At 72.4% G+C, this 8195-nt stretch carries 9 protein-coding genes (1 of these 9 cut by a window edge); 3 read left to right on the top strand and 6 right to left on the bottom strand.

Annotated elements, in window-relative coordinates:
• Positions 1 to 473, bottom strand: partial view of a pyridoxal phosphate-dependent decarboxylase family protein gene (locus D474_RS0123810; protein ID WP_017615994.1) — the 5' portion only. The gene continues 1102 nt to the left of window position 1, outside the view; only the first 473 of its 1575 coding nucleotides appear in the window; the start codon lies at positions 471 to 473; its stop codon lies off the left edge, out of view.
• A gap of 733 nt (positions 474 to 1206) precedes the next feature.
• Here D474_RS0123810 and D474_RS0123815 point away from each other — a divergent pair.
• On the top strand, positions 1207 to 1983 hold the full coding sequence (locus tag D474_RS0123815) for an enoyl-CoA hydratase/isomerase family protein (RefSeq protein ID WP_017615995.1): 777 nt from the start codon (positions 1207 to 1209) through the stop codon (positions 1981 to 1983).
• Between the two features lie 100 nt (positions 1984 to 2083).
• Here D474_RS0123815 and D474_RS0123820 read toward each other — a convergent pair whose 3' ends face one another.
• The 3 genes from D474_RS0123820 to D474_RS32430 all read right to left on the bottom strand — a co-directional run bounded on the left by D474_RS0123820 (position 2084) and on the right by D474_RS32430 (position 3883).
• The gene (locus D474_RS0123820; RefSeq protein WP_017615996.1) at positions 2084 to 3283 is read right to left on the bottom strand and encodes an amidase family protein; all 1200 of its coding nucleotides are present in this window, start codon (positions 3281 to 3283) and stop codon (positions 2084 to 2086) included.
• A gap of 85 nt (positions 3284 to 3368) precedes the next feature.
• Positions 3369 to 3791 (bottom strand): NUDIX domain-containing protein, encoded by a 423-nt coding sequence (locus tag D474_RS30650; protein WP_161628706.1) that lies wholly within the window; start codon positions 3789 to 3791, stop codon positions 3369 to 3371.
• Positions 3740 to 3883, bottom strand: coding sequence for a hypothetical protein (locus D474_RS32430; protein WP_017615998.1), 144 nt, complete (start codon positions 3881 to 3883; stop codon positions 3740 to 3742). Before D474_RS32430 ends, D474_RS30650 begins: the two co-directional genes overlap by 52 nt.
• Before the next feature lie 130 nt (positions 3884 to 4013).
• On the opposite strand from D474_RS32430, the gene D474_RS0123830 reads away from it, so the two are divergent.
• Positions 4014 to 5063 carry a methyltransferase gene (locus D474_RS0123830; protein WP_017615999.1) on the top strand — a complete coding sequence of 350 codons (1050 nt, stop codon included), beginning with the start codon at positions 4014 to 4016 and terminating at the stop codon, positions 5061 to 5063.
• An 86-nt stretch (positions 5064 to 5149) separates the two neighbouring features.
• Positions 5150 to 6028 carry an ACT domain-containing protein gene (locus D474_RS29875; protein WP_161628705.1) on the top strand — a complete coding sequence of 293 codons (879 nt, stop codon included), beginning with the start codon at positions 5150 to 5152 and terminating at the stop codon, positions 6026 to 6028.
• Positions 6029 to 6092: 64 nt separating this feature from the next.
• Here the strand turns inward: D474_RS29875 and D474_RS0123840 are convergent, their stop codons facing one another.
• Both D474_RS0123840 and D474_RS0123845 read right to left on the bottom strand, forming a co-directional pair.
• Entirely contained in the window at positions 6093 to 7274 is a 1182-nt protein-coding gene (locus D474_RS0123840) for a PP2C family protein-serine/threonine phosphatase (protein ID WP_017616000.1), read from the bottom strand.
• 146 nt (positions 7275 to 7420) lie between these two features.
• Positions 7421 to 8059 carry a pyridoxamine 5'-phosphate oxidase family protein gene (locus D474_RS0123845; RefSeq protein WP_017616001.1) on the bottom strand — a complete coding sequence of 213 codons (639 nt, stop codon included), beginning with the start codon at positions 8057 to 8059 and terminating at the stop codon, positions 7421 to 7423.
• Positions 8060 to 8195: the final 136 nt, after the last annotated feature.

The following is an 8195-nucleotide window of genomic DNA, read 5'->3' on the forward strand; positions in this document are numbered from 1 at the left end:
ATACGGTCGCAGGTCCATTCGATCATGCGCTGCTCGATGAGGGTGCCGCCGGCGCTCTGGTCCCAGGTGTCGAGGGAGGAGTTGATCGCGGACAGCACCGACTCGCCCATGAGCGCGGGCAGGACCACCGGGCAGTTGAGGTGCCCCATGTAGCGGGGGTGGTGGAAGTAGACGGCGTCGTCGAGGTAGAGGTGCTCGAGCTCGTCCAGGGCCGCGACGGGGTCGCCGAGCGGGCGGTCGAGGTCCACCGATTCCATGCCGGGGCGCAGGTCCTCGGCCGTGGCACCGGTGAGAGGCTGTTCTGCTGCGGCCACCCTGCGGGCGACTCGGTCGGACGCTTCGCGGGTGAGATCGTGGTAGTGCTCTGCGCTGCCGGCGTCGAACAGTTGCGCGAGGTGCTCGGGGGCCGGGTCCGGCGGGTCGGCCGGCTCGGCGGCGTGCGGGCCCTCGACGGACCGCGCGAGCGAGCTCATGGATGGTCCTCCTGATTGCGGGCATGCCGGTTGCATCCGTGGGCCGGATGCGGGCATGAGGGGGAGAGCGAACACACGGGGTGCGGGCGCCCCCGGGAAGGAAGGGCGATCCGAACCAAGGGAAGGCTAACCTAAAGCCCGGGGTTCGTACAGTGCCCGGCCTTGGGGGCTGGGTTCCACGGGCGTCACCTTCAGTAGCGGATTTCCGTCGCTCTCGCGCGCTGTTGAGGGTCACCTGCGCGGTTGTGGTCACGGAGTGTGTTCGTGGCTTCGCTCGGCTACCTGTGGGCGAGCGCCCGGACATCTCGGATTCGCGGTAAATGCGACCCACGTCACGCGCGTGCGGGCCAGTCGTCGGGTGGGTGTGAGGTGTTGCGGGCGAGTTGGTCCGGGGTGTGTTCGGGGCCGGGGCGCGGCGCCACGGGAAGCCCGGTCCCCGAAGAATTTCCGGAGACTCCCGCGTGCGGGAAGCGGTGCTGCACAGGCGACGCCGGGCCCGCCCGCCGGGGTGCGCGGTGGTCCGTTGCGGCCCTCCGTGCCCTGGGTCCGGAACAGGCGCGTATGGTGGCTTTTGCCTGGCGGAGAGCGTGCAGCGACAACACGCGCCCTACGGGGCATCCGAGCCGGGCCGGGGCCCCTCCTGCGGGAGGGGCCTTCGTCATGCCCGCCCGCGGCCGCGCCACTACCAGGCAGTAACCTCGGTTCCGTCCACCACCGACCCGGGGAGCGACCCATGAGCGAGGAACTGTCCGTGCGCTTCGACGGACACGTCGGCGTCCTGCGGGTGCACCGGCCGCCGCACAACCACTTCGACCTCGGCCTCCTGCAGGGACTGGCCGACGAGGCCGAGAAGGCCACAGCCTCGCCCGAGTGCCGCGCGCTCGTCCTGGCCTCCGAGGGCAAGAACTTCTGCGCCGGACTCGACTTCTCCGGGATCGGCGTCGGCGACACCCCCGACCGGAGCCTGCGCGCCATCTACGCCCAGGGGCGCCGCCTGTTCGACCTGCCCGTCCCGGTGATCGCCGCCGTCCACGGCGCGGCCGTCGGCGGCGGGCTCGGCCTGGCCTGCGCCGCCGATTTCCGCGTGGCCGCGCCCTCCAGCCGGTTCCACGCCAACTTCGGGCGCCTCGGACTGCACCAGGGCTTCGGTATCAGCCTGACCCTCCCGCGCCTGGTCGGCGACCAGAACGCCGCCGACCTGCTCTACACCTCCCGCCGCATCACCGGCACCGAGGCCCGTGCCATCGGCCTCGCGGACCACCTCACCGAGGTGGACACCGCCGACGCCGTGCTCGAGGCCGCCCTCGCACACGCCCACAGCATCGCTGCGTCCGCGCCCCTCGCGGTGCGCTCCATGAAGGCCACACTCCGTGCCGACCTGCGTGCGCAGCTGCCGGCCGCCATGGAACGCGAGGCCGCCGAACAGGTCGAGCTCATCGGCACCGACGACCACCGCGCGGGTGTCGCGGCCTCGCTCGGCCGGACCACCGCAACGTTCACCGGCACCTGAGCACGACGTGGTAGCCGTGGGCGGGCGCGTGGCGCACCGTCAGATCGATGAGGCCGATGTCGGGTGCCCCGGACGACGAGGCACGTCCCTTCGGCGGTGCTCACGCGGCGCCGTCCGTCCAGCTCTCGGCATCGCGCGCGGCGGACAGCAGCGCCGCGTCTGCGTGGTGCGGTGCGACCAGGTGCAGGCCGACGGGCAGGCCGAGCCGGGTGCGGCCTGCCGGCAGGCTCACCGCAGGGGGTCCCGTGAGGTTGAACAACCACGTGAACCCCACGCTCATCACCTCCCCGGGGCCGGAATGGGGGTGTGGCGGGTTGGGTGTGGTCGGGGTGGCCAGCAGGTCCGCACCGGAGAATCCGGAGAAGAGCTGCGCGAGCGCCCGGGTGTTGTGGTGTTCCGCGGTGGAGTCGGGTTGCGCGTTACCGCCGCCGCGCCGGGCGGACCAGGAGCCGGCCGGGTCTGTGAGGTCCAGCCCGGCGTCCACCGCCTCCACCGCGTCGGAGGCGTGCGCCCAACGGTGCAGGGCCTGTTCCGCGAGTTGAGCCACCTCGGGGTCGGGGTCGTTGAACCCCAACGTGCCCGACCACGCCACCCGGATCCGCGCGGGTGGCGGGGCGGGGCGCGCGCCCAGGACCACCTTCCGGTACAGCTCCAGGTCGGCGACGGTACGCGCGATCGGCCCGCCCACGGTGAGGCCGGCCCGGTCACGTGCGGGGAGCAGACCGGTCGTCGGTTTGTAGCCGGAGACCCCGCACCAGGCGGCCGGGATGCGGATGGATCCTGCGCCGTCGCTCGCGGTCGCCCACGGCACCGCGCCCGTGGCCACCGCGACCGCCGAGCCCGCTGAGGAACCGCCGGGTACCGCGTCGCTGTCCCACGGGTTGAGGGTGGGGCCTGCGTCAGTGCGACCCCAGGTCTTCCACTCGGTTCCGGGGCCTGGAACGGACGTGGAACCGATCGGCACCGAACCCGCGGCGATGAGCGTCTGCGCCTGGCGGGAGTCGGTGCCCTCCGACGCCTTCACAGCCAGGGGGACCCCGGCCAGCGGGAGGTCCGTGCCGCGGGCGAGGGCGGCGTCGATGCGGTCGGCGAGCTGCAGAGCTTCCTCCGCCCACACATGCGTGAAGGCGCGCAGGTGGGCGGTGCGCTCGACAGCCGCCAATGCTTCCTGGACGGTCCCGGTCGCGCTCGCCTCGCCGCGGGCGACACGGCGCGCGAGCGTGCCGGCGTCCGGCGGGTTCACCGTTCTGGGCCGTTCGGCCGTCCGGGGGGTGTGGTCGATTCGGTCCGTTCGGTCCACTCGGGCTCCTCGGGGGCGTCTCGGTCGCCGCGCCCGGCGGCCCCCGCGGGCCGGTCCGGGCCGGGATTCCTCCAGGGCCATGCGATCACGCGGCGCCGTCGCGGGACACCGCGGGGCCGCCCGGGAACGGGGAGCCCGGCGCGCTCGGGAAGGCCGCCCACGCACGCAGCAGGTCCATGTGCTCGGCGGCGAAGTCCCGCAAGCGGCGGGGTTCCAGCGCGGTCGCCCGGACCGCCTCCGGGGTGAGGGGCACGTGCACGGGGGTGTAACGGCCGTTCGACGGCTCGTCGAACTCAGGCCCCGACCGCAGCGCGAAGTCCCACCTCCCCAGCCGCGCGGCGAAGACGTGCTGCATCCGTACCAGTCCGGGGTGCCGCTCGACCACGACATGCACCGGGACCGCCCATTCCAGTTCCCCGCCGATCTCTTCGCGCACTTCTCTGCGCAGGGTGTCGGTCAGGGTCGGGTCGACGGGCTCCGCTCCGCCGCCGACGGTGATGTGGTGGATGCCGGGCCGGCCGGGGCGTCGCGTTCCATGAGGAGCAGGGAGTCCCCGTCGAGCAGGAGAGCCCGGGCGCGGTGTTCGACGGTGTGTGCCATGCCTACGGCCTTACCCCCGCCGGATCCGGAACGCACGGGTCCGCGAGTGGGAGTCCGTGATCCGCTGACAACCGGGCACCCGCCGGGTTACCGTCCCCGGACACGGACCAGGTGTGGAACGGGGCGGCACATGGCGCAGGAACAGCACACGCACGGCCGCGGTCCCGATACGCGGGACGCGCAGGGGCGTGAGGAGGCCGCGCGCCTGTGGCGCAAGGCCGAACTGGTCACACCGATGGCGATCCGCGCCGTGGCCACGCTCGGGGTCGCCGACCACCTCGCCGAAGGCGCCCGCACCGCACACGAACTCGCGGAGGCGGTCGGGGCGGAACCCGGGCGCCTGGAGCGGGTCCTGCGCCACCTGGTCACCGAGGAACTCTTCACGGTCCACCACGGCGACCGATTCGCCCTGACCGCGACCGGCGAGGCTCTGCGTTCCGACCACCCCTGGTCGCGCCGGGAGTGGATCACCGGGGAGGGGGCGCACGGCCGCGCCGACCTGTGCCTGGCAGAACTCGCCCCCGCGCTGCGCACCGGCGAGACCGCCTACGGGCGGTACTTCCGCTCGACGTTCTGGGACGACCTCGCCGCTTCCCCCGAGCTCACGACCTCCTTCGAACGCCTCATGGGATCGCGCATGGTCGAGCACGCGCGCACACTCGCGGGCATGTACGGGTGGGGTTCCCTGGGGCATGTCATGGACGTCGGGGGCGGGGACGGGACCCTGCTGCGTGAGCTCCTCGACCGCTTCACGGCACTGCGCGGCACGGTCCTCGACCTCGCCGGCCCTGCGGAGTCCGCACGGAAAGCCTTCCGGGACGCCGGCCTGGAGGACCGCGGGGACGCGGTCGCCGGGGACTTCTTCGGACCGCTGCCCGCCGGCCACGACGCCTACCTGCTCTGCTGGATCCTGCACGACTGGGACGACGACGCGGCCCTGGCGATCCTGCGCCGCTGCGCTGAGGCTGCCCGCCCCGGCGGCACCGTGCTGGTGGCCGAGTACGGCGGGGGAGTGGCCATGACCGAGCTGGACGTGCGCATGCTCGCCTACTTCAACGGCCGCGAACGTGAAGTGGCCGAGCTGTCCGCCCTGGCGGAGGAGGCGGGCCTGTGCCTGGCCGGCGACCACAGCCGGCGCGGCATCACGCTCGCCGAGTTCACCGTCGGTCGGCCCGAATGACGTACGCGCCGCGGCTTTGCACAGATCTCACCTCGGCTTCACATCCGGTAACCGGACCATAACGACGGCCCTTCATGCTGGGGCCCATGGACGCTGCCACCGGAACACCGCCGACCCGTCCGGACGACACCGCAGACCCGACCCGTGCCCGCCATCCCCTGTGGGCCGAGCTCGCCGAACTCGCCGCCGTCTTCACCGCGGGCGCTGCCGCGCACACTCTCGTCCTCCTGCTCGGACACTCCTCCGCCGGGGCCCTGGCCGCCGTCGGTATCACGCTCATCCTCGCTGTCGTGATCACCCGCTGCTGGCGCCACCACCGACGCCGCGCCCTGCACCACGCGTCCCGCACGGCCCACCACCGAGCTGCCCACGACGACCCCGACGCCGCCGGGCCGCGCCAGATCTGGCGCCTGCGCGTGGATGTCAGCGACCAGCCGGGGGGACTGGCCCGACTCGCCGACGAGCTCGCCCGCACCGGCGTCGACATCCGCACGGTCCAGGTGCACCCCGCGGGTGAGGAGGTCACCGACGAGCTCCTCGTGCTCAGCCCTGCCCACGTCGGCCCGCACCTGCTGCGCGGTGCGGTGCGCAAGGCGGGCGGACGCACCCGGGCCCTGCAGAGCGCGACACCGCACGACCTCACCGACGACACCAGCGACACCCTCCGCCTCGTCGGACGCGTGCTCGACGGGACTTCGACCCTGCCGCAGGCCCTCGCACGGCTCCTCCGAGCCGCCGAGGTCCGGCCCGGGGAACAGGCGCCCGCGCACATGGCGGGGGAGGGCAACGGCGGGGCGACCTTGTGCCTGCGGGGAGCCGACGGCGGACACCTCGTGGCGCTCCGCCCCGACCTGCCGTTCACGTCCTTGGAGTTCGCCCGCGCCCAGTCGTTCGTCGACGTGCTCACCCGCGCGACGGGGGCCGCGACCCTGCCCGCCGACCGAAACGACCACCGCCCCGTGTGACCACGGCGATCGCCCGGCGGGACCGTCGTGCTGCCAATGGCCGGGCGTTGGGGCCGAGGTGCTCCTAACGTCCGTGCCATTCGCAGAAGAGCACCGTTGCGTCGTCCTCGAGCCTGCCGTTGTGGTGGCTCAGCACGGCCTGAACCAATCGGCGCAGCGTTTCGGGCACCGGCATCCTGTCGGCCTCCTGGCGCACGATGAAGTTCACGAACCGGTCGATGCCGAACTCAGTTCCCTCTGCGTCGCGGGCCTCGATCATGCCATCCGTGTACATGAGGACCCGGTCACCGGGCTGGAGCTGCTGCCGGCACACGTGCACCGGGACACCGAAGTCCATACCGAGCGGGTGGGTCGGTTCGCACTCGAGGGTGAACACCCGGGCCTGTTCACGTAACAGCACCGGCGGCAGGTGCCCGCAGTTCACCCAACGGAACTCGCCGGTGGAGGCCTCCAGTTCGGCCATGATCCCCGTGGTGAACCGGGACCGCACGAACTCCTCGGTCAGGATCTCCTCCACCCCCTCGGGCATCTCGGCCAACGGGGTACCCTTGCGCCGCTCGTTGCGGAACGCCCCCACTGTCAGGTTCGCCAGGAGCCCCGCAGCGTTGTCGTGCCCCATCGCGTCGAACAGGGCCAGATGCGCGCTGTCGCCGTCCAGGGCGTAATCGAAGGAGTCGCCCGCGTTGTCGTAGGCCGGTTCGGTTGCGGCCGAGAGCGTGATCCGTTCGTCCGCGATCGTGTTGGGCGGCATCAGCGTCCACTGCATCTCCGCAGAGACCGACATGGGACGGGTCCGGATCAGCCGGGCGTAGGAGTCGCTGGCGGCCCGCTTGTCGGCGACCAGGAGCCCTGCGATCGCGGCCAGACGGTGCAGCGGTTCCTCGTCGGCGGGCGGGGCCGCCCGGTGCACGTACAGCACCCCCAGGCGTTCGCTCCCGTTGAGGATCGGGACCCAGAAGCGCGAATGTTCTCCGACCCGCACTACCTTGCTCTGGGCGAAGGCCAACCCGGCCACGGTGCCGTCGACGCGCAGCCGTTCGCCCGTCTCACCGAGGCCGCTGCCCCTACCGATGACCTCGTTCAGCGTGCGCTGTTGGCGGTCGGCCAGGTACAGGTGCACCCCGTACAGGCCGGCGTGTTCGGCCTCCTCGGCCAGGGCGGACGGAATGCCTTCGAAAGTCAAGTGGGTACTGGCGCGCGCGAGTACCGCCACCACGCTGTTGATCCTGTTCAGGTCCGCTGCCATGGTGACCTCCGAACCGGGGGAGGCGTGTGCGTCGGCTGACCTACCCGGCGGGGTGCACGGGGACACGAAGGTCCCGGCCAAGAGGGGACAACGCCGTCCGCTCGCCGGCTGGACGCGCCCGGCAGGGCGCCCGGTACGGTCCCGGATCAGTACAGGGCGGCCCGGTTCTCCTCCTCCAGTGCGGCGTCGATGGCCTCCACCGGCTCCGGGCTCTTCCGGAGATCCTTGAGCACCTGCCCCAGCGTCGGCAGCTTCGAGCGGTCGGGCCAGCTCGCGGGGTCCCACAGCGACGAACGCCGGAACGCCTTCGCGCAGTGGAAGAAGGCCTCCTCCACCCGTACGACCAGCACCAGCTTCGGCGCGCGCCCGCGAACGGCGAAGCTCTCCCGCAGGTCCTCGTCCACCACGATCGTCGCGGTGCCGTTCACACGCAGGGTCTCCTCCGTGCCGGGAACGCAGAACAGCAGTCCGACCCGCGGGTTGTCGACGATGTTCACGAGGGAGTCCACACGCCGGTTGCCGGGCCGTTCGGGGATCGCGACCGTGTGTGCGTCCAGGGCCCGGAACACACCCGGTTCCTCGCCGCGCGGGGAGACGTCGCACGTGCCGTCCGCGCCCGAGGTCGCCAGCAGCACGAACGGGCTGCGTTCCAGGAAGGCCAGCCCGTGCTCGTCCAGGTACCCGCGGTCCTTGTCGACGACGACGGGCGCGGGCTCGCCCACGAGTTCGCGCAGCTGGGTGTGGTCCTTCACGGCCCGGAGCCCGGAGACGTCCACGTCGATCACGTTCCTTTCCGACACCGGCGCGGCGGCCGCGTGCGTTCGAGCGGGGCCACCGGCCCCGTCCTGCCGATCCTATGAGCGCGGAAGCCCGCACCCGGAGGGGCGAGTTCGACGAAACGCCTGAATCGGCAGGGGCGCG

The organism is Nocardiopsis salina YIM 90010 (assembly GCF_000341025.1).
Lineage (GTDB): Bacteria > Actinomycetota > Actinomycetes > Streptosporangiales > Streptosporangiaceae > Nocardiopsis > Nocardiopsis salina.

What these genes read in the sequence shown, in the direction of transcription:
- D474_RS32430 (WP_017615998.1), bottom strand. Translation starts at nt 3,883, where the DNA reads ATGGCACACACCGTCGAACACCGCGCCCGGGCTCTCCTGCTCGACGGG.
- D474_RS29875 (WP_161628705.1), top strand. Translation starts at nt 5,150, where the DNA reads ATGGACGCTGCCACCGGAACACCGCCGACCCGTCCGGACGACACCGCA.
- D474_RS0123840 (WP_017616000.1), bottom strand. Translation starts at nt 7,274, where the DNA reads ATGGCAGCGGACCTGAACAGGATCAACAGCGTGGTGGCGGTACTCGCG.
- D474_RS0123815 (WP_017615995.1), top strand. Translation starts at nt 1,207, where the DNA reads ATGAGCGAGGAACTGTCCGTGCGCTTCGACGGACACGTCGGCGTCCTG.
- D474_RS0123830 (WP_017615999.1), top strand. Translation starts at nt 4,014, where the DNA reads ATGGCGCAGGAACAGCACACGCACGGCCGCGGTCCCGATACGCGGGAC.